This window comes from Actinoplanes ianthinogenes (assembly GCF_018324205.1).
In the GTDB taxonomy this organism is placed as follows: Bacteria; Actinomycetota; Actinomycetes; order Mycobacteriales; family Micromonosporaceae; genus Actinoplanes; species Actinoplanes ianthinogenes.
On the sequence record NZ_AP023356.1, the window covers coordinates 7,549,236 to 7,573,571 of the forward strand.

The 24,336-nt window shown below is 70.9% G+C and carries 20 protein-coding genes; 10 read left to right on the plus strand and 10 right to left on the minus strand.

The genetic code is table 11. The annotated features are described in order from the left end of the window. Positions 1-408 precede the first annotated feature (408 nt). From Aiant_RS34125 to Aiant_RS34140, 4 genes are read right to left on the minus strand one after another with little or no spacing between them, the layout of a single operon-like run. Positions 409-1,185, minus strand: coding sequence for an ABC transporter ATP-binding protein (locus tag Aiant_RS34125; RefSeq protein ID WP_189333060.1), 777 nt, complete (start codon positions 1,183-1,185; stop codon positions 409-411). A 10-nt stretch (positions 1,186-1,195) separates the two neighbouring features. After that, the gene (locus tag Aiant_RS34130; protein ID WP_189333061.1) at positions 1,196-1,972 is read right to left on the minus strand and encodes an ABC transporter permease; all 777 of its coding nucleotides are present in this window, start codon (positions 1,970-1,972) and stop codon (positions 1,196-1,198) included. Continuing rightward, positions 1,972-2,757: an ABC transporter permease gene (locus tag Aiant_RS34135; protein WP_189333062.1), complete on the minus strand. Its 786-nt coding sequence runs from the start codon at positions 2,755-2,757 to the stop codon at positions 1,972-1,974. The genes Aiant_RS34130 and Aiant_RS34135 overlap by 1 nt, the downstream gene beginning before the upstream one ends. Next, positions 2,754-3,722: an ABC transporter substrate-binding protein gene (locus Aiant_RS34140; protein ID WP_189333063.1), complete on the minus strand. Its 969-nt coding sequence runs from the start codon at positions 3,720-3,722 to the stop codon at positions 2,754-2,756. The genes Aiant_RS34135 and Aiant_RS34140 overlap by 4 nt, the downstream gene beginning before the upstream one ends. Positions 3,723-3,825: 103 nt before the next feature. Between Aiant_RS34140 and Aiant_RS34145 the strand changes: the two genes are divergently transcribed. The 3 genes from Aiant_RS34145 to Aiant_RS34150 all read left to right on the plus strand — a co-directional run bounded on the left by Aiant_RS34145 (position 3,826) and on the right by Aiant_RS34150 (position 6,186). Next, the gene (locus Aiant_RS34145) at positions 3,826-4,611 is read left to right on the plus strand and encodes an IclR family transcriptional regulator domain-containing protein (RefSeq protein ID WP_189333064.1); all 786 of its coding nucleotides are present in this window, start codon (positions 3,826-3,828) and stop codon (positions 4,609-4,611) included. A gap of 63 nt (positions 4,612-4,674) precedes the next feature. Beyond that, on the plus strand, positions 4,675-4,800 hold the full coding sequence (locus Aiant_RS46690; protein WP_268248811.1) for a hypothetical protein: 126 nt from the start codon (positions 4,675-4,677) through the stop codon (positions 4,798-4,800). 168 nt (positions 4,801-4,968) lie between these two features. Further along, a complete protein-coding gene (locus Aiant_RS34150; protein ID WP_189333065.1) occupies positions 4,969-6,186 on the plus strand; it encodes a glycosyltransferase family 4 protein in 1,218 nt (405 codons plus the stop codon). Between the two features lie 54 nt (positions 6,187-6,240). Here the strand turns inward: Aiant_RS34150 and Aiant_RS34155 are convergent, their stop codons facing one another. Continuing rightward, positions 6,241-6,612: a VOC family protein gene (locus Aiant_RS34155; protein WP_189333066.1), complete on the minus strand. Its 372-nt coding sequence runs from the start codon at positions 6,610-6,612 to the stop codon at positions 6,241-6,243. A 254-nt stretch (positions 6,613-6,866) separates the two neighbouring features. Between Aiant_RS34155 and Aiant_RS34160 the strand changes: the two genes are divergently transcribed. From Aiant_RS34160 to Aiant_RS34170, 3 genes are all read left to right on the plus strand, one after another. Continuing rightward, entirely contained in the window at positions 6,867-10,073 is a 3,207-nt protein-coding gene (locus tag Aiant_RS34160; RefSeq protein ID WP_245006631.1) for a transglycosylase domain-containing protein, read from the plus strand. 710 nt (positions 10,074-10,783) lie between these two features. Next, positions 10,784-12,214, plus strand: a complete 1,431-nt coding sequence (locus Aiant_RS46075) for a DUF4153 domain-containing protein (protein WP_229830636.1) — start codon at positions 10,784-10,786, stop codon at positions 12,212-12,214. 121 nt (positions 12,215-12,335) lie between these two features. After that, positions 12,336-13,064 (plus strand): hypothetical protein, encoded by a 729-nt coding sequence (locus tag Aiant_RS34170; RefSeq protein WP_189333067.1) that lies wholly within the window; start codon positions 12,336-12,338, stop codon positions 13,062-13,064. 7 nt (positions 13,065-13,071) lie between these two features. Here the strand turns inward: Aiant_RS34170 and Aiant_RS34175 are convergent, their stop codons facing one another. Both Aiant_RS34175 and Aiant_RS34180 read right to left on the minus strand, forming a co-directional pair. After that, positions 13,072-13,839 carry an ABC transporter permease gene (locus Aiant_RS34175; RefSeq protein WP_229830638.1) on the minus strand — a complete coding sequence of 256 codons (768 nt, stop codon included), beginning with the start codon at positions 13,837-13,839 and terminating at the stop codon, positions 13,072-13,074. 8 nt (positions 13,840-13,847) lie between these two features. After that, entirely contained in the window at positions 13,848-14,765 is a 918-nt protein-coding gene (locus Aiant_RS34180; RefSeq protein WP_189333069.1) for an ABC transporter ATP-binding protein, read from the minus strand. Between the two features lie 109 nt (positions 14,766-14,874). Here Aiant_RS34180 and Aiant_RS34185 point away from each other — a divergent pair, with 109 nt between their 5' ends. Then, entirely contained in the window at positions 14,875-16,068 is a 1,194-nt protein-coding gene (locus Aiant_RS34185; RefSeq protein ID WP_189333070.1) for a sensor histidine kinase, read from the plus strand. A 38-nt stretch (positions 16,069-16,106) separates the two neighbouring features. After that, positions 16,107-16,736 (plus strand): response regulator, encoded by a 630-nt coding sequence (locus Aiant_RS34190; RefSeq protein ID WP_229830665.1) that lies wholly within the window; start codon positions 16,107-16,109, stop codon positions 16,734-16,736. A 487-nt stretch (positions 16,737-17,223) separates the two neighbouring features. On the opposite strand, the gene Aiant_RS34195 is transcribed toward Aiant_RS34190, so the two are convergent. Then, positions 17,224-17,955: a hypothetical protein gene (locus Aiant_RS34195; RefSeq protein WP_189333072.1), complete on the minus strand. Its 732-nt coding sequence runs from the start codon at positions 17,953-17,955 to the stop codon at positions 17,224-17,226. A gap of 53 nt (positions 17,956-18,008) precedes the next feature. Continuing rightward, positions 18,009-19,670: a serine/threonine-protein kinase gene (locus Aiant_RS34200; protein ID WP_189333073.1), complete on the minus strand. Its 1,662-nt coding sequence runs from the start codon at positions 19,668-19,670 to the stop codon at positions 18,009-18,011. Positions 19,671-19,935: 265 nt separating this feature from the next. Here Aiant_RS34200 and Aiant_RS34205 point away from each other — a divergent pair, with 265 nt between their 5' ends. Both Aiant_RS34205 and Aiant_RS34210 read left to right on the plus strand, forming a co-directional pair. Further along, on the plus strand, positions 19,936-20,820 hold the full coding sequence (locus Aiant_RS34205; protein WP_189333074.1) for an MEDS domain-containing protein: 885 nt from the start codon (positions 19,936-19,938) through the stop codon (positions 20,818-20,820). Then, entirely contained in the window at positions 20,820-21,791 is a 972-nt protein-coding gene (locus Aiant_RS34210; protein WP_189333075.1) for a sensor histidine kinase, read from the plus strand. The genes Aiant_RS34205 and Aiant_RS34210 overlap by 1 nt, the downstream gene beginning before the upstream one ends. An 88-nt stretch (positions 21,792-21,879) precedes the next feature. Here the strand turns inward: Aiant_RS34210 and Aiant_RS34215 are convergent, their stop codons facing one another. After that, on the minus strand, positions 21,880-24,273 hold the full coding sequence (locus Aiant_RS34215) for a non-reducing end alpha-L-arabinofuranosidase family hydrolase (RefSeq protein WP_425322634.1): 2,394 nt from the start codon (positions 24,271-24,273) through the stop codon (positions 21,880-21,882). Between the last annotated feature and the right edge of the window lie 63 nt (positions 24,274-24,336).

The window sequence follows — 24,336 nt, forward strand, 5'->3', positions numbered from 1 at the left end:
GCGGTGTTCTTTGTGCTGGCGTCGAAACTCGTCACGCTCGGGTGAATAGTTGCGAGATTTAGTGCGATCCCGCATGCGGGCGATTTCTGCCCTGCCGAACATTGACAGCTGACCCATACGACAATTGTCCCCCTTCCGAAACGCCAAGTGTAAGCAATTGATCATGCCATCTTCTTGCCTGCATCATCGTCAACACCGACGTTGACGATAATGTTCGCGAGCCGTGTAAAGAATGACGGAGAGTTTGAATGGGAAGGGGCCTGGCGAGGTGTGGCGGTGAGTTGGTGGCGCGGGACGTCACCGAGACCGGTGAGGACGGGGGCGCTCAGGGCGTACGGAAAGAAGGGGAGGGAAAAGCGGAAGCCCGGCCTGCCGGGAAGCGGCGAGCCGGGCTCCGAAGGGTTGGTGCTAGCGCTGCGCGGCCTTCTTGGCCAGCTGGATCTGCTCGTAGACGCGGGTCCGCAGCTCGATGAACCGCGGATCGGCCCGGGTGTGCAGCTGGTCCCGCTCGGCCGGCAGGTCCACCACCAGCTCGTCCTGCACCACGGTCGGCGACGACGACAGCATCACCACGCGCCGGCCCAGGTAGACCGCCTCGTCGATGTCGTGCGTCACGAACAGCACGGTCACCTCGAGGCGCTGCCACAGCGCCCGGACCAGGTCCTCCAGGTCGGCCCGGGTCTGCGCGTCGACGGCCGCGAACGGCTCGTCCATCAGCAGCGTCTCCGGCTCGTAGGCGACCGCCCGGGCGATCGCCACCCGCTGCTGCATGCCGCCGGAGAGCTGCCACGGGTACGCCGTCGCGGTGCCGCTCAGACCGACCGCGTCCAGCGCCCCCTCGACCAGCTCCCGCCGGCGGGCGCGGTCCACGCCCTTCTGCTTGAGCGGCAGCTCCACGTTGTCCCGCACGCTCATCCAGGGGAACAGGCTGCGCCCGTACTCCTGGAAGACCACCGCCATGCCCGGCGGCGGCCCGGTGACCGGTTTGCCGCCCACCCGGACGTCGCCGGAGGTCGGCGTGAGCAGGCCGGAGATGCAGCGCAGCAGCGTGGTCTTGCCGCAACCGGACGGGCCGACCAGGCAGACCAGGTCGCCGCCCTCGACCGTGAAGGTCAGGTCGCGAAGCGCTTCGACCTCCCGGTTGCCGCTGCGGTAGACCTTCCGCAGGCCTTTCACTTCGAGCATCGTGGCCCTCCTAACCGGCCCGGCGCTGCGCCGCGCGCAGCCCCTCGTACCACCGCAGCGCCCGCCGCTCGGCGAGCCGGAACAGCAGCGACAGCGCGAAGCCGAGCAGGCCGAGCAGGATGATCCCGCTCCACATCTCCGGGATCGCGAAGCTGCGCTGGAACTGCACGATGGTGAAACCGAGGCCGTTGCTGGCCGCGAACATCTCGCTGATCACCATCAGGATGATCGCGATGGAGAGCGCCTGGCGCAGTCCGGCCGCGATCTGCGGGGAGGCCGACGGCAGGATCACCAGGGTGAGCCGGGCCGGCCCGGTCACGCCGTAGGCGCGGGCGGTGTCCAGCACCACGCCGTCGACCGCGCGGACCCCCTCCACCGTGTTGAGCAGGATCGGCCAGACGCAGCCGAACACGATGACGATCACCTTCATCCCGTCGCCGATCCCGGCGAACAGCATGATCACCGGCACCAGCACGGGCGGCGGGATGGCCCGGAAGAACTCCAGGACCGGCTCCAGCACGGCGCGCAGCCGCCGGTTCAGGCCGATCGCCACACCCAGACCGATCCCGATCAGGGCGGCCAGCAGGTATCCGGCGAACAGGCGGAGCAGGCTGGGCGCCACGTCGGCGCGCAGCCGGTCCGGCTGCCAGGTGTCCGTGAAGGCGGTCAGGATGGTGCGCAGCGGCGGCGAGTAGAAGTTCTCACTGCCGTCACTGAGCACGAACCAGCCCACGAAGAGCAGGATCGGCAGACCAAGTGCGAGCAAGACCTTTTTCAGTACGCCCATCAGGTCGCCACCTCGCCCCGGACGGACTGGTGCCAGGCGAGCAGATGGCGCTCGCCGGTGCGGGTCAGCACGTTGATCAGCACGCCCAGGGCGCCGGTCACCACGATCAGGGCGTACATGGTCGGTACCGCGTCGGAGTTCTGCGCCGTGGCGATCTCCTTGCCCAGCCCGGGCGCGCCGATCACCAGCTCGGCGGTGATCGCCAGGACCAGGGCCACCGAGGCGGCCAGGCGGACGCCGGTGAAGACGTAGGGCAGGGCGGTGGGCCAGAGCACGTACCGCACCCGGCCCCAGGTGGAGAAACGATAGCTGCGGGCGGTCTCGTCGGCGACCGGGTCGACGTCCGCCACCCCGTACAGGACCTGGACCAGGACCTGCCAGAACGCGGCGTAACAGACCAGCAGCAGGGTCGAGCCCAGGCGGGTGCCGTACAGCAGCACGGCCAGCGGGATCAGCGCCACCGACGGGATCGGCCGCAGGAACTCCACGGTCGACGCGGTCAGCGCCCGCAGCACCGGCACCGAGCCGATCACCAGGCCGGCCAGCACCCCGGCGGCCACCGCGATGAGCAGGCCGAGCGCCCAGGCGAACAGGGTGTCGGCGAGCGCCCGCCAGAACGCCGCGGTGCCCGCCTCGTCGGCGAGCGCCGCCGCGATCCGGCTGGTCGGTGGCAGGTAGCGGTCCGGCACCAGGCCGAGCCGCGGCACCAGCTCCAGAATGACGAGCAACCCGGCCAGCCCGGCGACGCCGAGCAGGACCGGGTTGCCACGGCGTGCAGAGGTCACGGCAGCAGCTTGCTCAGGTCCGGAGAGCTGGCGAAGATGCCGTCCTTGGTGCCGAGGTCGGCCAGAGTCTGCACGGACTCCTTGTTGATCACGATGGGCCACTTCGGCAGGATCACGGTGCCGCGGGTCTTCTCGTCGATCTTGGTGTAGGTGGCCAGGACCTGACGCACCTCGTCCGGGTGGCTGTCCGCGTAGGTCAGCGACTCGTTGATCGCCTCGGTGAAGCGCTTCGCCAGGTCGGCGTTCTCGGTGAGCAGCTTCTGCGAGGTGAAGTACGCCGCGACGGTCAGGTTCGGCGCGGTGTCCACGAAGGTCGACGCCACCTCGCGGCCGCCGGCCGCCTTGATCGTGGAGAGCTGCGGCTCGACCACCCAGGCCGCGTCGATGTCGCCCTTCTCCAGCGCCGCCTGCATGTTCGGGAACGGCATCTCGACGAACTGGATGTTGCTCGGGTCGCCGCCGTCCTTGCGCACCGACTCCCGGGTCACGGTGTCACCGATGTTCTTCAGGGTGTTCACCGAGACCTTCTTGCCGGCCAGGTCCTTGGCGCTCTTGATCGGGCTGTCGCCCTTGACCACCACCGCGCCGAAGTCCTTGGCCTGCACGTTGGTCGACGCGACGCCGGCCGCGACGGCCTTGATCGGCACGTTCTTGGTCTGGGCGATCATCAGCGAGGTGACGTTGGAGAAGCCGAACTGGAACTCACCGCTGACCACGCCGGGGACGATGGCGGCGCCACCCTGGCCGGCCTCCATCGTCAGCTCGATGTTGCGGGACTTGAAGAAGCCCTTCGACTGGCCCAGGTAGATGGGGGCGACGTCGATGATCGGGATGACCCCGACCTTCACCTTGTCCACGCCGCCGGACGAGCTGCCGGAGCCGCTCGAGTCCTTGTCCGAACCGCAGGCCGCGACCGTGCCGGCCACCAGCGCCAGGACCAGGCCTGCGATCAAACGCCGCCGCATAATTTATTCCTCCGTAGAATCTGTGCGCAGAACGAACGGAAGTTCTCAGAGAGAACGCTAGGATGTGGCTCGTGTCACGTCAACGATTTGTGTCGATCATCCGATGACGCGGGAACCGTACTACGTCCAATCCTTGGAGCGCGGGCTGGCGGTGATCCGTGCATTTGACGCGGAACACCGTGAACTGACGCTCAGCGACGTCGCCCGGCACAGTGGACTGACCCGTGCCGCGGCCCGCCGATTCCTGCTCACGCTGACCGATCTGGGCTATGTGCGCACCGACGGCCGGCTGTTCTCGCTCACCCCGCGGGTGCTGGAGCTGGGCTACGCGTTCCTCGGTGGACTGACCCTGCCCGAGGTGGCCGAGCCGCACATGGAACGCCTGGTCAGCGAGGTGCGCGAGTCCTCCTCGCTGTCCGTGCTGGACGGTGACGACATCGTCTACGTGAGCCGGGTGCCGACCTCCCGGATCATGCGGGTGGCGATCAACGTGGGCACCCGGTTCCCGGCGTACGCCACCTCGATGGGGCGGGTGCTGCTCGCCGCGCTGCCCGGGGAGGAGCTCGAGGCGTACCTGTCCCGGGCCGAGCTGGAGCCGCTCACCGACCGCACCCTCACCTCGCCCGATGCGCTGCGTGACGAACTGGACCGGGTCCGGGAGAGCGGTCACTCGATCGTCGATCAGGAGCTGGAGGAGGGGCTGCGGGCGATCGCCGCGCCGATCCGGGACCGCTCCGGCCGGGCCGCCGGTGCGCTCAACATCTCGGTGCACGCGGCCCGCGCGACCGTGGAGACGATCCGGGAGCGGCTGCTTCCGCCGCTGCTCACGGCCACTGCGGCGATCGAGGCGGACCTGCGCGTCGCGGCGCCGGGCCGGACGCGCGGCTGACCCGCGCCGGGCGCGTTCCGGCCGGCGGGCTCGCCCGGCCGGCGGTCCCGGATATTCACAGGTGTGGTTTTCGCCACCCTCGTCCGCTGGGTGGTCCCGGCCGCGGCGTCGGACGCCGGGATTGCTGCCTTGCGGATCGAATACGGCATCGTCCGGACCGTCATCACCGCCGCCGAACTTTTCACGTGAAAGAATGCGTAAAGTAATCGGCCGTCAACTACCGGCAACCGTTCGGTCGCGATTTTCCGGCAGAACGGCGGTAGATATGTACGAAAGATCCGGCGATGGATGGCACATCGTCGCGATATCGTCCCGCGGGTCTGTCGCTTATTGACACCGGACCATAGGTTGTCGCGGGTGAACATCAGGTTTCTGTTGCACAACGCGTATGGGGTCGGCGGCACCATCCGCACGGTCTTCAATCAGGCGAACGCGCTGTGCGCCACCCACGACGTCGAGATCGCCAGCGTGTACCGGCACACCGAGAAGCCGGCCTTCGCGCTGGACCCGCGGGTACGGCTGGTCTCCCTGACCGACCTGCGGGAGGACGGGTCGCGGTGGACCGACAAGCCGGGGACGAACTCCCGGTTCTGGCGCAAGACCCGGGCGCTGCGTAACCCGCTGCCGCACGGCCGTGACTTCCGGTACAACCGGTGGGACCCGCTGGTCGACCTGAAGGTGGTCCGGTACATGGGCGCCCAGCCGGACGCCGTGCTGATCACCACGCGCCCGGCGCTGAACCTGCTCGCCGCCTGGTTCGCGCCCCGCCGGTTGATCCGGATCGGTCAGGACCACATGAACTTCCGGAGCTACCGGCCCCGGCTGCAATCCGCGATCCGCCGTGCCTACCCCCGGCTGGACGCGGTGTCCGTGCTGACCCGCGCCGACTTCGCGGCCTACCGCGACGCGCTCGGCGACGCGGTACGCCTGGAACGCATCCCGAACGGCATCCCGCCCCGGCCGGCCGCGCCCGCCGAGGGACGCACCCGGGTCCTGGTCGCCGCCGGCCGGCTGACCCGGCAGAAGGGCTTCGACATGCTGGTCGAGGCGTTCGAGCAGGTGCACGAGCGGCACCCGGAGTGGCAGCTGCACATCTTCGGCGAGGGCCGCAAACGCCGGAAGCTGACCGAGATGATCCAGGAGCGCGGCCTCGGCGAGGTCCTGCACCTGCGTGGCATCACCCGCAACCTGGACGCCGAGCTCGCCAAGTCGTCCATCTTCGTGCTCAGCTCGCGCAAGGAGGGCCTGCCGATGGTCCTGCTCGAAGCGATGTGCACCGGCCTGCCGGTGGTCGCCTTCGACTGCCCGACCGGCCCGGCCGACGTGGTCGAGGACGGCGCCAACGGCCTGCTGATCCCGGCCGAGGACGTCTCCGGCCTGGCCGCCGGCATGATCCGCCTGATCGAGAACCCGGACGAGCGGGAGACCCTGGGCGCCGCGGCCCGCGCCACCGCCGCCCACTACGAGTCGCCGGTCATCCTGGCCCGGTGGGAGGACCTGTTCGCCGACCTGTCCCAGCAACGGGTCCGCCCGGCGGCGAGCCACCTGCTGGACAGCACGCCGGCGGGCGGCTGACGAGAGATCGCGACGGATCGGGTGCCGCGTCGCGCGGCACCCGATCATGATCGGTCACGGGAGGCGGCGCTGTTCGACCAGGCCGACCAGGTTGCCCTCGCTGTCGCGTACGAAAGCCTGAATCTCCTGCGTGCCGGCCGGGCCGAGGGTGTCGTCGACGTGCGCGAAGATCACGTGGGGCTCGCCGGTGATCGCGGCGCCGGCGGCGCGCAGCCGTGCGACGGTGGCGTCGATGTCGTCGACCAGGTAGTAGTGCAGCGCCGAGGGCGCGCCCTCCTCGAGCAGCAGGCGCTGGCCGCCCAGGTCGAAGAAGACCAGTCCGGGCGGGTCGAACGAGGCGACCGGTGGCGCGCCGAACAGGTCGGTGTAGAAGGCGGTGGCCCGCGGCAGGTCCGCGGCGTATTGAGCGATCTGTGCGGCTCTCACGATCGGCCTCCGGAGCTGTGGCGACAGTGCGACTTAAATCATCGATTTCCCGTGCAACCTCAGGAAACCGCAGGTCACCATACCGCCATTTACGGTGATCATTCGGTAACGCAAAATTACAATCAACATTTACCCGGTTGGATGCCGTCTAGGCGAGTGTGCAGGACGAACACAATGAGCAGCCGGAATCGATCGAGCCTCAGGAATGCGCCGAGCCGCCGGCGCCGAAACGGCCCGCGCGACGGCGCCGGATCGTGGCCACCGCCGCCGCCGTGCTGATGTTCTGGGGCGCCGCGGGTGTCGGCGCCGCTGAGGCGTACGTGGAATCCGTGCCGGTGCCCGCCGCCGCGGCCCAGCCGCAGGCGTCGGTCCTGTACTACCGGGACGGCACGACGATCCTGGCCCGGGTCGGCGCCACCGACCACAGCGACGTGCCGCTGTCGGCGATCTCGCCGGCCCTGCGCCAGGCCGTGCTGCTCGCCGAGGACCGCGACTTCTACGACCACGCGGGGGTGTCGGTCCGCGGCGTGGCCCGCGCGGTGGTGGCCGACGTGAGCGGCAAGCGCGAGGGCGCCTCCACGATCACCCAGCAGTACGCCCGGAACGCGTTCCTGAGCCAGCGGGTCACCGTCGACCGGAAGATGCAGGAGCTGGCGCTCGCCATCAACCTGGAGCGGCAGTACGGCAAGGACGAGATCCTCGCGCGCTACCTCAACACGATCTACTACGGTCGCGGCGCGTACGGGATCGCCGCCGCCGCGAACGCCTACTTCGGGGTGACCCCGGACCGATTGGACTTCGCCCAGAGCGCGGTGCTCGCCGCGGTCATCAAGGACCCGTGGGGCTACGACCCGGACCACGACCCGGCGGCCGCCCGGCGGCGCTGGAACTGGATCTTCGCGACCGCGCGGGACGCCGGCCTGATCGATCCGGCCACGGTGACGTACCCGACCATCCGGCCGGCCGGATCGGCGATCGGCGGCCCGATCGGGCTGGTCGTCGACCAGGTGGAGCGGGAGCTGGCCGGGCACGGCATCACCTCGCAGCAGCTGCACACCCAGGGCCTGCGGGTGATCACCACCCTCGACCGGACGGCACAGCAGGCCGCGGTCGGCTCGGTGCGGGCGCGGCTGCACGGGCAGCCGGCCGAGCTGCAGGCCGCCCTGGTCGCGCTCGACCCGGCGACCGGCGGGGTGCGTGCCTACTACGGCGGGGAGCACGGCAGCGGGTACTTCGACAACGCCGCGGCGATGCACCCGGCGGCCTCGACGTTCAAGTCGATCGTGCTGGCCGCGGCGCTGGGCCGGGGGATCGCCTACCAGTCGCGCTGGGACGGCAGCTCACCGCGGCTGTTCCCGGACCGGGGCGTGCCGCTGCGCAACCACGGCAACCTCCAATGCCCCGAGTGCACGCTGCACCACGCGATGGTCGACTCGCTGAACACCCCGTTCTACGCGGTGACCGCGCAGATCGGGCCGAACCGGGTGCGGGACACGGCCGTCCGGCTCGGCATCCCGGAGCGGTACGACGGCCACAAGTCGATGGTGGACGTGAAGGGGGATCCGGCGCCGGGGAAGACCCGCGGCGACATCGCGCTGGGCCGGTACCCGGTCCTGCCCGGCGATCTGGCGACCGTGTACGCGACGCTGGCCGGCAACGGTGTCCGCCACCAGCGGCACTTCGTGGAGTCGGTGGGCGGCGCGGACGGGTCCGGGTACACCACCCCGGACGTCGCGACTGCCGCGATCGACCCGAAGATCGCCGCGGACGTGACCACCGTACTGAAATCGGTGGTGAAGGAGCACGGCATCACGCCGGGCCGTCCGGCGGCCGGCAAGACCGGCACCCAGCAGTACCTCGACACGCTGGACAACCAGGACGCCTGGATGGCCGGGTACACGCCCGAGCTGGCCAGCGTGGTGTGGATCGGCAGGGCCAAGCCCGGGCCGCTGCGCGACGCGAGGAACAAGCGGATCGAGGGCGACACCATGCCGTCCTACATCTGGCGGGACTTCACCCGCTCGGCCCTGGCGGGGACGCCGGCCACCCCGCTGCCCGAGCCCGCGCACGTCGGGCGTACCGACGCCGGCGACTTCGGCAAGAGCGGGCACGACGTCAAGAACCCGGACTCGGTCACCGAGCTGCACGCGGCCGCGGCCGGTTACCAGCCGGTGGTGCACACCGAGCACGGCGGCAAGCGGCTCGCGCTGACCTTCGACGACGGGCCGTCCGCGGACACCCCGGCGGTGCTGGACCTGCTCGCGCAATACCACGTCAAGGCCACGTTCTGCGTGGTCGGCGAGAACGTGACGTGGTACCCGCAGCTGGTGCGCCGGATCGTCGCCGAGGGGCATCGGCTGTGCAACCACTCGATGCACCACGACGACCTGGGCATCGTCTCCGAGGCGACGAGCCGCGCGGACATCGCTGAGGCGGACGCGGCGATCGCGGAGGCGGCGCCGGGGGCGACGGTGACGTACTACCGCGCGCCGTACGGGGACTTCGGGCCGTCGGCGAAGGCGGGCGGGAAGGCGGGGCACACCCCGCTCGGCTGGGTCGTCGACCCGGACGACTGGCTGCTGCCGGGTGCGGGGGTGATCGCGTCGCGGATCAAGCAGCAGCTCACGCCGCGGGCGGTGGTGCTGGTGCACGACGGGGGTGGTGATCGGAAGCAGACGGTGGAGGCGCTGCGCACGTTGATCCCCCAGTTGCTGGGGGAGGGCTGGAAGTTTGACCAGCCGGAGACGACGGTGGCCGCGAAGCCGTTGCCGGGGGCCTCCACTCCGGCGGCGTCTGCCTCGCCGTCCGCGTCAGCCTCGCCGTCCGGGTCACCGTCGGTGTCCGCGTCCGCCTCACCATCCGTAGCTCCGTCGGCTTCGGCGTCATCCTCCCCGGCGCCGTCGGGGTCGGTTTCGGCGTCCGTCGGCTCCCGGGGAGTGGGGCGCCTTCGCGGGCTCCGTGACGTCGATTCTCGTCTCACTCTCAGTCGTCGCGGCGGTACGGGATCGTCCCAACGTAGATTTCCCGGCGCTGACGCCCTACAGTGTGCGAACCGATCGATCGAGGAGGGGCCGTGGCCGAACTGCCACCCGAGCAACGACATCCGTCGGAACCGCCGCCACCAGCAGCACCCGAGACGGCGCCGCAACTGCTGGTCATGCCGCCGACCACCGCGATCCCGTCGATGGTCTGGCCGGGGTCGGACGGGGAGCCGGCCTGGGCGATCCCGGTGCAGATCCCCGCGGGCACCCGCGGTTACGCACTGTTCGTGCCGATGGTCTCGGTGGAGGCGGCATCGGCCGTGGCCGCAACCGCGGCGCCCGCCGGGAGTCCTGCGCCCGCCGCGACCTCAGCACCTGCTGGGACCGGAGTGCCTGCCGGGAGCGCGGCGCAGGCCGGGAGCGCGGCGCAGGCCGCGACCGTGCCCCCCGCCGCGACCGTGGCGCCCGCTGCGGCCGTGACACGGGCGGCAGGCGTGACACCGCCGGCAGATGGTGGACCCGCTGCGGCCGGCTCGCTGACCCCGGACGAGGCATCCGTTACCGCTGGGTCTACCGCGGCCCCAACGGTGAAGTCTGACAAATCCGAAAAATCGGGTAAGGCGCGGTCCGGCGACGAGACGGCTCCTGCTTCGGCCGGCGCGGGAGCGGCCGACAAACCCGAGCCGCCCACAGCCGCCGCCGCAGCCTCGGCCGACTCCGCGACCCGAACCCCGGCCGGGTCCGCATCCGCGGGGACCCAGGCCGACTCCGGGGCTCGGACCCCGGCCGGTTCTGCATCCGCGGGAAGCCAGGCCGACTCCGGGGCCCGGACCCCGGCCGGGTCCGTATCCGCGGGAACCCAGGCCGACTCCGGAGCCCGGACCCCCGCCGGTTCCGCATCCGCCGGAAGCCAAGCAGGCTCCGGGGCCCGGACCGCCGGCACTTCCACCCCCGCCGGCTCGGGGCCGCGCGTCGCTCCGGCCACCGCCCGCCCTGCCCCACCGGAGGAATGGCCCGCCCCAGCTTTCCCGCACGCCCCGGACCAGGGCCCCCAACCGGCCCCGCAGCGCCGCCCCCAGCCGATATCGCACTTCGGCGCCTACCAGCCCGAACAAACTCCGTGGCAGAAGTTCCGGGACAAGCACTGGCCCGGCCCCTCCGCCGCCCGGGGCCGAGCGGTCCCCGCCGGCGTGCTGGCCGGCGCCCTCGGCATCGCCTGTTTCGTCCCGCTCGACCGGACCGGCATCGGTTGGTTCCTCGGCTGGCTGGTCCTCACGGTGGGCGTGATCGCCGCCGTCCGCCGCTCCGCCGACCTGCCGGACACCGAGCGCTGGATCCGCTCCGGCTGGGCGGTCGCCGCGCTCGCCCTGATGGCCGTCCCCGCCTTCCGCAACGCGTGGTGGCTGGTCACGTTCAGCGTGCTCGGCGCCCTCGGCTGCTCGGCACTCGCCATCGTGGGCGGCCGGCAGATCCGGTCGATCTCGTTCAGCCTGATCGCCGTACCGTATGCGGCTTTCAAGGGTCTGCCCTGGGTGCGCCGTCACGTGCAAGCGAGCCGCAACCCGGGCATGGCCCGGCGGATCGGTTTCTCGATCGGCCTCACCGCCCTGGTCCTGATCGTTTTCGGCGCGCTGCTGTCCTCGGCCGACGTGGTCTTCTCGAAGTCCCTCAGCCATTTCGTGCCCGAGGTCAACGTCGGCTCGGTGTTCCGCTGGGTCATCCTGGCCGTGCTCGGCGGCCTGATCGCGGTGGCCGGCATCTACACCCTGTCGGCGCCGCCGGCCACGTCCAGCCTGGACACCCCGGGCCGCGGCCGGTTCGGCCTGGTCGAGTGGGCGCCGGCCGCCTCCGCGCTGGTGCTGCTCTTCGCCGGGTTCGTGGCGGTGCAGTTCACCGTGCTGTTCGGCGGCCGCCGGCACGTGGTGGAGACGGCCGGGCTCAGCTACTCGCAGTACGCCCGGAGCGGTTTCTGGCAACTGGTCGCCGTGACCCTGCTGTCCCTGGCCGTGCTCGCGGCCCTGGGCCGCTGGGCACGCCGTGATCAGACGCTCGAGGTGGTCCTGCTGCGCGTCCTGCTCGGCCTGATCTGCGGGCTGAGCGTCGTCATCGTGGCGTCCGCGCTCTCCCGCATGTGGGAGTACCAGCGGGTGTACAGCTTCACCGGCGAGCGCATCTTCGTGATGTCCTTCGAGATCCTGCTCGGCACGGTCTTCGTGCTGATCGCGCTGGCCGGCATCCGCTGGCGCGGCCGCTGGATCCCGCGGGCCACCGTCGTCCTCGCCGTGCTGATGCTGCTCGGCCTCGCCGGCCTCGACCCGGAGGGATACGCGGCCAGCCGCAACGCCGCCCGGTACACCGGATCCGGCAAGATCGACGCTTGGTATCTGCGGGCGCTCTCCGCGGACGCGACCCCGGCGCTGACCCAGCTGCCCGACCCGGTCCGCCGGTGCACGCTGAGCTGGATCGCCGACGATCTCAAGGAGCCCGACCCCTGGTACGCCTGGAACCTCGGCCGGCAGCGAGCCCGCGAGGCCCTCAAGAAACTCCCACCGGGCGCCGTCGGCAACCACGCCGACTGCCGCCGCGCTGATCAGTTCGATCTGCCCAAGAAACGTCGCTGACCGTCCGGGCCCGGTTCCACCTCGGTGGAGCCGGGCCCGCGACGTTATCGGATCAACGACGCTTCCCTGGAGCACCGGCCTCGTGAGGGAGCTCAATCGAGGTGACCAGGGGAGGGCACCGATGAGACTCGACGACGTTGAGGTGAAGGTCGGTCTGGACAGTGACCAGACCGCCAAGGCGGTGCAGGCCCTCGGCCTGCCGGCCGTCGCGCCGTGGAGCATCTTCTTCGTCGAGGACGTCACGACCGGCCTCTGCTCGGCAACACCCCTGCTCGACCAGCGCCTGATCCTGCGGGCCCGGCAGAAGACCAGCGGCAAGGACGACGTCACGGTCAAGTTCCGCCCCGGGCGCCGCTCGCAGCTGACCGACGAGTGGCTGGACGAGAAGTCCGCGGACTTCAAGATCGAGGAGGACTGGGCCGCCGATCGCCGTACGCTGGCGATCTCGCTCACCAGCGACCGGCCGAAAGGGCTGGTCGCCGCGGTGGCGGCCGGCGAGCAGCAGGTCAGCGCGCTGTTCACCGCCGACCACCTGCGACTGATCGAGCAGTGCGCCGGTGTCGCGGTCAACCTCACCACCCTCACGATGCTCCCTCCCGTGTCTGCCATGCGCTGGCCCAAGTTCGCGGCGCCGCGACCGGGCGGCTCGCCGCTCGACGTCCGCGCCGAACGCTGGACTGTCGGCGACCTCGACTTCCTCGAACTGTCGATCGTCGAGCAGGTCGCGGACGCTCCGGCGGCGCAGGCGGCGCTGATCGCCTTCGTCGAGGGCAAGGGGCTGGTCCCGAGCACCGCCGAGGCCAAGACCACCCAGGTGATGCGCGCACTGGTCGCGCAAGCCGCCTGCTGATCGCCGGTCATGCGTCCCGGCGGCGGAAACTGATCGCGCCGGCGAGCAGGGCGAGGAGCACATATCCAGCGGTCACCGCCGCCGCACCGGCCTGGGAGAGCAGGTAGGGATGGTTGCTCCCGGCCAGTTGGGGGGTGAGGTTGGGCAGCAGCACCGAGGCGAAGCGCAGGTGCCACTCCGTCGGCAGGAAGTGCGCGAAGATCGGCGCCACCAGCACCAGCCCGCCCAGCGTGGTCAGCGCCGCAGCGGTGGATCGGACGAGCGCGCCCAGCCCCATCGCCACCAGGCACGTGACCAGCACGATCACCGTGGCGCAGAGAACCGTGGGGACGGCGTCGGTCCACATCGGCCACGGGTTGATCGGTTGCGGCCGGTCGCCGAGCAGCAGGCGCGCGTCGGCGAACGCGAGCAGCGCGAACAGGGCGCCACTGCCGAGGCCGACCAGTCTGGCCACCGTCGCCTTGGCGCCCAGCAGCAGGCCGCGCTGTGGCACGGCGAGCAGGGTGGGGCCGATCGAGCGGGTGGTGAACTCACTGGTGATCAGCATGGCGCCGATCGCGCCGACGAAGAACATCACGAACGGCATGGTCACCACGGTCGGGTCGGCCGTCTCGTAGTGCGCCCGGTCCGCGGGGGTGGCCGCGTCATATGCCTGGACCAGGAAGAACAGGATCATCGCGCCCAGTGCGGTGGCGACCACGCCGCCGCCCAGGAACGCCCAGGTCGAGCGGAGCGTGCGCACCTTCAGCCACTCCGCGGCCACCATGTCGCGCATCTCGGTCATCATCGGCCTTCCGCCGTGAGAGAGGCGCGGTACTCCGCGGCCTCGCTGGTCATCTCCAGGTAGACGTCCTCGAGCGTGGCGCTGCGCGGGGTCAGCCCGTGCACGGGGATCGACGCGGCCGCGGCGGCGTCACCGATGGCCGGCGCGTCCACGCCGACCGCGATCAGGTCGCCGTCGCCGGTGCGGGTCACCGTGGCCCCGAGCCGGGTCAGGACGCCGGTCAGCTCGGCGACGCGGGGCGTGCGGACCAGGACGTCGCGCTCGAACCGGTCGCGCATCTCGGCCACCGAGGTGTCCTCGATCAACCGGCCCCGGCCGATGATCAGCACCCGGTCGACGGTGAGCGCCATCTCGCTCATCAGGTGGCTGGAGAGCAGCACCGTCCGGCCCTGCGCGGCCAGTGAGCGCAGCGTCGACCGGATCCACCGGATGCCGGCCGCGTCCAACCCGTTCACCGGCTCGTCCAAAAGCACCACCGCCGGATCGCCGAGCAGGGCTCCGGCGATGCCCAGACGCTGTCGCATGCCGAGCGAGAACCCACCGACCCGCTTGTGCGCCACCCCGGCCAGACCCACCTGATCAAGCACCTCGGTGACCCGCGTCTTGCCGATCCCATTGCTGCGGGCCAGGGCGGCCAGGTGGGTGAACGCGCTGCGGCCCGGGTGGGCGGCGTCGGCGTCCAGGACCGCGCCGACCTCGTGCAGGGGGTGCCGGATCTCGGCATAGCGACGTCCGTCGATCAGGGCCGCACCCGAGGTCGGGCGGTGCAGGCCGAGCATCATCCGCATGGTGGTGGACTTGCCGGCCCCGTTCGGCCCGAGGAAGCCGGTCACCACACCCGGGCGGACCTCGAACGACAACCGGTCGACGGCGGTGGTGTCGCCGTACCGCTTGGTCAGCTCTCGCAGCTCGATCATGGATTCCATGGTGTCGGCGGGAGCGGTCCGGCGAATCTGCCCCAGGTCCGATCTCGAGGTATGACCTGGGTCAGACGCGCGGCCCCGGCACGCCGGTTAGCGTGGCCGAATGACCCGAGCCGCTCGATTCCCGATGCCCGGCGGGCTCGTCGACGTGCCGATCGCCGCCCTGCTGACCTATCTGATAGCCGGCACCGTCCTCGACCCACCCGGCCCGCCATATTCCGGCCCCGTCGCGGTGGCGTGGCTGGCCGCCGCTGCGACCGGGTTGCCGCTCGCGGTGCGCCGCCGCTGGCCGCTGCCGGTGTTCGTCGTCGTGGTGGCGGCCGCCGCGATCGCCACCGCCACCGGCGTGGTCGGTCTCGGCGTGATCGTGGTGTCCTGGTTCCCGGCCGTGCTCGCCCTCTACACCGCGGCCTCCCGGACCGGCCGGATCCCGGCCACGCTGGCCCTGGCCGGCGGTCTGGCGGCGCCGGCCGTCACCATCCCGTGGCTCTACCTGCGCACCGGCGTCACCTCGGCCGACGCTCCGCAGAGCGAGGTGCCGCTGTGGTGGCAGGTCGAGCTGGGTGTGGCCGCCGTCCTGCTCACCGCGGCCTGGGCCACCGGCCGCCTGATCCGGTGGCGGCGCACCCTGCAGGCCGAGGCCGCCCACCGGCTCGCCCGCGACGCGGTCACCGGTGAGCGGCTGCGGATCGCCCGCGAGCTGCACGACATCGTCGGGCACAGCCTCAGCCTGATCGCGGTGAAGGCGACCGTCGCCAACCACCTGGCCGACAAGCCGGCCGAGACCCGGGCGGCGTTGCAGATCATCGAGAGGACCAGCCGGTCGGCGCTCACCGAGGTCCGGCGGCTGCTCGACGTGCTGCGCGAGGACGACGAGCCCGCCGCCGACCTGGCCCCGGCGCCCGGAGCCGCCGACCTGTCGGACCTCGCCGAGCGGCTGCGCTCCACCGGGCTGAGCATCGAGCTCGACGTCAGGGGCGCCGACGAGCTGCCGGCGGCGGTCGACCTCACCGTCTATCGCATCGTCCAGGAGTCGCTCACCAACGTGGTCAAACACGCGGACGCTGACTTTTGCTGGGTCACCGTGCGGGCCGACGCCGGCAACGTGGAGATCGAGGTGGCCGACGACGGCCGAGGCCGTCCACCGGCTCGCCGGAGCACTGGCGGACAGGGCCTGATCGGCATGCACGAGCGTGTGACCATGTACGGCGGCACTCTCGCCGCCGACTCGCGCCCGGGCGGGGGATTCCACGTGGTCGCCGCCATCCCGTATGCGACAGCCGAGGAGACCGAGTGACGGACATCAGGGTCCTGCTCGCCGACGACCACCCGCTGATGCGGGAGAGCTTCCGGACCCTGCTCGACGCCTCGCCAGGGTTCACCCCGATCGGCGAGGCCGGCAACGGCGCCGAGGCGGTCCAGCTGGCCCGGCAGCACCAGCCGGACGTCGTGCTGATGGACGTCCGGATGCCGGTGATGGACGGCATCGAAGCGACCCGGAAGATCTGCGCGGCCCCGGAGACCGCCGCGATCCGGGTGCTGATCCTGACCACCTTCGACCTCGACGAATACGTGTATTCCGCGCTTCAGGCGGGCGCCAGCGGCTTCCTGGTCAAGGACACCACGGCGACCGAGCTGCTCACCGGCATCCGGCTGGTCGCGGCCGGCGAGGCGCTGCTCGCGCCCCGGGTCACCCGCCGCCTGATCGACGCCTTCACCAGCAAGAGCAAACCCCTTTCCGGTACGCCACGCGGCCTGGAAACGATCACCGAACGCGAACGTGAGGTGCTGGCGCTGATCGCTGGTGGGCTCTCCAACACCGAGATCGCCGAGCATCTGCATCTGGGCGTCGGCACCGTGAAGACCCACATCGGACGACTACTGCACAAACTGGCCGCCCGCGACCGCGCCCAACTGGTGATCGCTGCCTACGAGTCGGGTCTGGTGACTGCCCAGGGCCGCTGACGCCCCACGGCCGGAACGCGGCGTGGCGCGGGCGAGCCACCGGCCAGCACCTCGACCAGCTCCGCGTCGGTGCGGGGTGCGCGAGTCGCAGAGCTGGTTGCCGTCGGCGTCTCGACCTGCCCGCTGCGGGGTGTGTGAGTTGCGGAGCCGGTTGCCGTCGGCATCTCCACTCGGGCGGTGCGGGTGTGTGAGTTGCGGAGCTGGTTGCCGTCGGCGTCTCGACTTGGGCGGTGCGGGTGTGTGAGTTGCGGAGCTGGTTGCCGTCGGCGTCTCGACTTGGGCGGTGCGGGTGTGTGAGTTGCGGAGCTGGTTGCCGTCGGCGTCTCGACTTGGGCGGTGCGGGGTGTGTGAGTTGCGGAGCTGGTTGCCGTCGGCATCTCGACTTGGGCGGTGCGGGGTGTGTGAGTTGCGGAGCTGGTTGCCGTCGACACCTCGACTCGACCGCGGTTGGTGCGGGGCACGCCAGGCGGCCCTGTGCCGTCGCGGATCAGCCTCGCTTGCAGCGGTAGGCGACCTTGGTGCCGGCCTGGATCGGCGACGGCTCGATGATGTTGACGGTGGCCGTCTCGGTGGTCGTGCCGACGCCGTTGAACGTCCACTTGAGGGTCAGCGAGGCGGTGTCCTGCCCCCGGCTGACCTGCTCGGTGAGCATGCCGCCGGGCGGCGCGTCGGAGCGGAGCCACTGGTAGCGGATCGTCCCGGCCTTGCCGTTGGTGTGCACGGTGGCGACCACGTCGACGGTGACGTTGCACCGGGCTCCGGCGGGCTGGGGCACGGCCACCGTGACGCTCTCCACCTTGATCGGGCTGAGCCGCTGCCACACGTAGAGCCCGACCACCACGACCAGCGCGAGCGTCAGCAGGCTGGAGACCAGCGACACCAGCCGGCGCCACAGCGGGCGACGCCGGTCCGGCGTGGTCTCCGGCCAGATCGGGGCGGCCACCGGGGCCGCCGGCACACCGGGACCGAAACGCATCTCGCTGTGCGTGCGGATTGTCGGCTCCGACTCGGCCGGGTACGTGGGCGGCGCCGTCGTGCCCGGCCCCGGCAGGTACGCCGTCGGGTCGGACTGCCCGACGCCGACGGTCCGGTCCGGATCGCCGAGGTACGCCGTCGCGTCGCCGAGGTTCACGGTCGGGGCGGGACCGTGCAGGGTCCGCCACGGATCGGCGGGAATCGGCATGGTCCGGTCGTCGCCGGACTCCTCCGGCCGGTTCACGCCGGCCGTCCCCGCGTCGACAGGTGACTCTGTGCGGCAAGCACGGCCTGCTCCTAACCGGGGGTGCAGATGTTGTCGAGGCTCACGTACGCCGGCGACGCCGACTTGGCCGAGTTGCCGGCGGCGTCGGTGGCGACCACCGAGACCGGGATGCGGGTAGCCGTTCTCTGCGACGGCAGCGGACCGAGCGTCCCCTGGAAGACGTCGCCCCCGGACGAGCTCATCGTGACGGTCGAGGTGGCGCCGCCCAGGGTGTACCGGAAATTGACTTTGAGATCGGCTGGGCCGCTCCGGTCGTCGGTGACAGTGACCACGACGGTGCTGATGCGGTTGCCGTACCGGCAACCCTCCGGCTCCAGCGCGGCCGGTTTCGCGCTGACCGTGCCGACGTCGGGAGCCGTGGTGTCCGGCTCCGGCGACGGGGAGGTGCTGGCCGAGGGGCTCGGCGAGGTGGTCGTGGTGGTGGGCGACGTGCTGGGCGAGGCGGACTTGGACTTGGTGGGCGTGCTGCCCGGGTCCGTCGGAGCCGTCGTAGCGGTCGTCGTCGGGTGGCCGGGGGAGGTCGTCGCCGCCGCCGGGGTCGTCGCGACGACCGGTGTCGCCGCGACCGCCGGGGCGATCGTGGTGCCGGACGGGCCGCCGGTCGCGGGACCGCCGGCCGCCGGGGACTCCTCGGCCGCGGAGGCATAGTGGTATCCCACGCCGCCGGCCAGCAGAGCCGCGACGATGGCGGCCGCGGCCAGCGCGCTCCACTTGCGTTTGCGCAGCACGCCGCCGGGGCGATCGGCCGTGGTGTCGCCGAGCGTCGTGGTGGCGAAGCTCGTGCCGCCCGCGGTGCCGTCCGGGAACGGCCACAGCGCGGCGAGCAGGGCGGCCCGCCGGGCCAGCTCGCGCAGCCCGCGATCCTCCCAGTCGGGGCCGTACGCCGCACCGGCCACCTGCTCCAGCAGGTCGAGGAAGGCGAGCGCGTGCGGGGGCCGGTCCGTGGCCTGCTTGGCCATGCCCCGCCGGAGCAGGTCGTGCACCGGCGGCGGGGCCGGATCCGTCGGGATGGCCGCGTTCGCGTGCTGGTCGTGCAGCACGAACAGGTTCGCCCCGTCGTACGGCGGCCGGCCGGTGAGGCATTCGAAGAAGGTGGCGGTGGCGGCGTAGATGTCGCAGGCGGGTGTCGCCGGCGCGCCCGTCCACTGCTCCGGGGCCATGTACCGCGGCGTGCCGGTGACCACGGTGCCGGTGCCGTGCCCGACCGTGGTGGCGATGCCGAAGTCCGCGAGCTTGCTCTGCCCCTCCCCGGTGACCAGCACGTTCTCCGGCTTGTAGTCACGGTGCACGACACCGTGGCGGTGTGCCGCGCCCAGCCCGGCCAGGGAGCCCTTCAGTACGCAGAGCGCCGCCTCGGGGGTGGTCGGGCCGTGCTCGCGCAGCATCTGCCGCAGCGACACCCCGTTGACCAGCTCCATCACGATGGCCGCGCCGTCGGCGGACTCCACGTACTCGTAAAGCCGGGAGACGTGCGGGTCGTCGATCTCGCCGAGCAGCTCCGCCTCTCGCCGGAAGGCGGCCCGGAACGAGGCGTTATCCCCGAGGACGTGCACCAGATACTTGATGGCGACCGGCGTGCCGGTCTCCTCGTGGGTGGCGAGCACGACCGTCCCCGACGCTCCGGCGCCGAGCGGACGAACAGGCGTGTAGCCGGACAGTTGCCAGCCGCTCATTCGAGGCACTCCACCATCGAAGGGGCGGATGCGGTCTCCGCCATGTCGATCATTCTGGTCGCGGAACAGTCGATCGGGATCCACACATCGGCTGCTTTCCCCGGCCGGACGACCGACCCCGAAAGCTGCGGGCCGGACCGTGGCGAAAGGTCCGCCATGTGCGAATCCCCCGGATCGGGAAATCGGGACCGGTTGTCCTGCCGGTCCGCTGGGAAAGCAATGTACCGCGCGGGGGCAAGGGCGGATCAGAGGCAGGGGCTGAGACGTGACCGCACAACCTCGGCGGGAAACGGGCGGCGACGACGCCGCTCCGGTGGACCTGCGCACCCTCGATCCCGGCACCCACCTGCTCGTGCTCTACCGGAGCGAGGCGGACCTGGCGCTGGCCGCCGCGGCGTTCGTCACGGCCGGGCTGGAGGCCGGTGACCGGGTGCTGTACGTGACCGACGACCGGCCGCTGCCCGCGGTGTCCGCCGTGCTGACGGCCGGCGCCGTGACGAGCGGTGCGTTCCGGACCGGGCAACTCGCGGTGTGCCGGTTCGCCGATGTTTATGGCGCTTCCGACGGGATGATCGCGGCCGTGCCGGCCGGCGGGGTCCGGACCGCCGTCGCGCGCGCCCAGGCGGAGGGCTTCCCCGGCCTGCGGATCGTCGCGGACATGGATGACCTGGCGCGGACCCTCGGTCCGATCGAGCGGGTGCTCTCCTGGGAACGGCTCACCGCCCGGGTGCAGCGGGAGGAAGGCGTCACCTCGGTGTGCCAGTACGACCGGCGGCGCCTGCATCGGGACCACCAGCGGCTCCTCGCCGCCGAACACGCCGGAGCCGTGCCGGGGTGGATCGAGCCGCCGCGGGCGAGTTTCCTCGCGACGCAGGAGGGCGTACGGATCACCGGTGAGCTGGACGGGTTCAACCGGGACGAGTGCCGGCGGGTGGTCCAGGCCCGGCTGGCGACCCACCCCCGGCTGATCGTCGACGTCAGCGGCCTGACGTTCGTCGACACCGGAGCGCTCCAGTACCTGTACACCATCGCCGCGGGGTTGCCCGAGGACGGACAGATCACGCTGGCCCATCCGCCACCGGAACTGATGCGCATGGTCGAACTCCTCGGATGGCGACATCCGAAACTCGCATTCACGGAGGTGGCGTGATGAGAACGGGAGCCGCCCGCGGCTACATGGGCCATTTCCACGAAGGCGGCTTCTACGACTCCGACGCCGCGTTCCTGCGACTGATCGTGCCGTTCGTCGAGGACGGGCTGTCGGCCGGCGAAGCGGTCGTCCTCGGCTACGACGACCGGAAGTCCGAGCTGCTGCGAGCACGGCTGAGCGACCCGTCCGCCGTCGAGTTCATCACCGACCGGGGGCTGTACGCGACGCCGGCGCTGGCGATCGCCACCTATCGCCGGCTGTTCGAGTTCCACCTGGCGATGGGTGTCGAGCAGATCCGGATCGCCGGGGACGTGCCACACCCCGGCAACGGTCGGCAGTTCGAGGGCTGGGACCGCTACGAGAGCGCGGTCAACACCGTGTGGCAGGACTTCCCGGTGTGGGGCCGCTGCCTGTACGACGCCACCACGGTTTCCGAGGCGGTGGTCGACGTCGTCGAGCGCACCCATCCGCATCTGATCACCGCGCCCGCGTGTCGCTGCGCCAGCGAACGCTTCCAGGAACCGCCGGAGTTCGAGGAGTTGCCACCGCCGCCCGATCCGCTGGAGGCCGGGCCGCCGCTGGTCGAGCTGGTCGACCGTACCCCCGCCGAGGCGCGTCGCGCCCTGATCGCGATCGGGTCCCTCCGGATCGACGACAAGCAGCTCAAGGCGCTGGTCCACGGCATCTCGGAGGCGACCTGCAACGCCGCGAACCACGGCGAGCCGCCGATCACCGTCCGGATCTGGGCCTGCTCGAACCGGGTCGTGGTCAGCGTCCACGACTACGGCCCCGGTCCCGCCGACCCGCTGGCCGGCCTCGTCCCGGCGACGTCGGACGCCCTGCGTCCCGGCTGGGGGCTCTGGCTCATCCACCAGCTCGACATCGACACGACGCTGATCCGCTCCGCCGACGGTTTCACCGTCCGGCTGCGGGTCGGGACGCCGGTACCCCACCCGCCGACGGCAGCCTGACCCCAACCCCGGGCCGGCTGGGCAAACGGGGGGCGTGTCCGGCGCCTTGGCGGCGCCGGACACGCCCGAGCGGTCATTGTTCCGGTCGCTACCGCTGCAGTGTCAGCACACCCGGCCGCCACGGCAGCAGGTTGTAGTCGCCTCCCGCGCTGGGGTTCTTGCCCTGGTAAAGGAACTGCAGGTTGCACGCGTCGACGGTCTTGGTCTGGTCGGGGTTGGTGCGGACCAGGTCACCGTGGCTGATGTCGTTGGTCCAGGTGGCGCCGCTGTTGGCCTTGCCGGCGAACGGGTTGCTCTCGCTGGCGGCCTGCGGGGTCCAGGTCCCGCCCAGGCTGCTCGCGATGAACGAGCGGAAGTAGCGTCCCTGGCTGCCGATCGCCTCGACGATCATCAGGTACTGGTTCTGGCCCTGGACCTTGTAGACCTCGACCGCCTCGAACAGGTTGTTGGTCGAGTCGCTCATGATCGTCGTGTAGGTCGAGCCGAAGCTGCCCGGGAAGTTCCCGAGCGGCATGCTCGACCGGTAGATCTTGCCGTTGTCCCCGGCGAAGAAGAGGTACATGTTCTGGTCGTCGCCGATGAGGGTCTGGTCGATCACGCCGTACGGGGCGTCGGGGAGGCTGGCGGTGGAGAGCGTCTGCGCCGAGGACCAGCCGTTGGCGTTGGTCGGGTCGCTCGACGTCTTGTAGCTGAACGAGGTAGGTCCCCACTGGTACGCCAGCACCCAGATGTTCTTCGGGGCGAAGTACAGCAGCGTGGGCGCCACGGTGCCCTGGCTCATCCCGGTCTGGCCGGCCGAGGCCATGTCGGACCAGTTCGTGAACAGGCTGAAGTTCATCGAGCCGTACGAGCCGCTGCTGTTGACGTTGGACGCGTAGACCAGGTGCTTGCCGTTGTAGACCACGTTGGTGAAGTCCTTGAGCGAGACCCAGCCGTTCTGCGGGTTCGCCAGGGCGCCGGTCGACGACCAGCGGTAGGTCGACGGGAGCGCGCAGCCACTCGGCGGCGGCGAGGTCGGGCCACTGCCGAAGTTCGTCCGCCACTGCTGGTTGGCCTGGCCGTGGCAGTCGTACAGCTGGATCTGCTGCCCGTTGGCCGTGCCCCACACGTCCAGGCAGCGTCCGGACTGCACGCCGCTGATGGTGCCGTTGGAGTTGACGTTCCACTGCTGGTTCGGCTGGCCGTTGCAGTCCCAGATGATCACCGCGGTGCCGTTGGCCGTGGCCGCCCCGTTCGCGTCGAGGCACTTGCTCCCGTACACCTGCAGTTGCTTGCCGGCGGTGTAGGTCCACTGCTGGTTGGTCTGGCCGTGGCAGTCGTAGAGCTGTACTCGGGTGCCGTTGGTCTGCGACGCGTTCGGCACGTCGATGCACCGGCCGGACTGTGCCCCGACGATCGTGCCCGAGCCACCCGGCGTGCCCGAGTCCGATGGGGTCGGGCCGGGGCCGTTGAGCGCGTTGAGCACCGAGGTGTAGGCGGCTTTCTTGTTGCCGCTGCCGTCGAAGAGCAGGGGGTTTTCGCTGGAGCGCCAGGAGTCGCTGTCGCGTACGCCCCAGACGGTGATGCCGATGCAGCGGGGCACGTTGAGGCAGGCCTGGGTCAGGCCGGTGTACTGGGAGGTGGACGCGTTGGTGACGTCGGCCTCGGTGAGGGCTACGTCGACGCCGAGGGCGGCGAAGCTGGACAGGGTGGTCTGGAAGTTGCTGGGCAGGGAGCTGCCGCCGGTGAAGTGGGTTTGCAGGCCGACGCAGTCGATCGGTACGCCGCGGGACTTGAAGTCCTGGATCATGCGGTAGACGCCCTGCGTCTTGCCGTAGGACCAGTTTTCGATGTTGTAGTCGTTGTAGCAGAGCTTGACCGACGGGTCGGCGGCGCGGGCGGTGCGGAACGCCACCTCGATCCAGTCGTTGCCGGTGGCCTGCAGGTTGGAGTTGCGGCGGCTGCCGTCCTCGTTGAACGCCTCGTTGACCACGTCCCAGGCGGCGAGTTTGCCCTTGTAGTGGGCCATCACCCCGTTGATGTGGTCGATCATCGCCTGCCGCAGGCTGCTGCCGCTGAGGCTCTGCATCCAGCCCGGCTGCTGTCCGTGCCAGGCCAGGGTGTGCCCACGGACCTTCATGCCGCGCTGGGTCGCCCAGTCGTAGATCCGGTCACCGGCGGTGAAGGTGAACTGCCCCCGCTGCGGCTCGGTGGCGTCCGGCTTCATCTCGTTCTCCGCCGTGACCATAGTGAACTCACGCCCGGCGATCGTGGTGTACGTCGAGTCGCCGAGCCGGCCCGCCGCGATGGCCGTACCGAAATAGCGGCCCGACTGCGCCGCAGCGGCGCCCAGGGTGCTGGCTGCGGCGCTCGCCGCCGACGTCACCGTCACGGCCGTGGCCGCCGCCACGATGCCGACGGCAGCGACGGCCAGGGCTCTGAACGTGCTCGATCTCCATGGTCGAATCTCGCCACGATGGACCGAAGGGCTCTCCGTCACCATGGCCTCCTTCCCTGGCCAGTGCCCGAGCCGCCCGCGGGGCGATCGGACCGCATCCTGAGACAT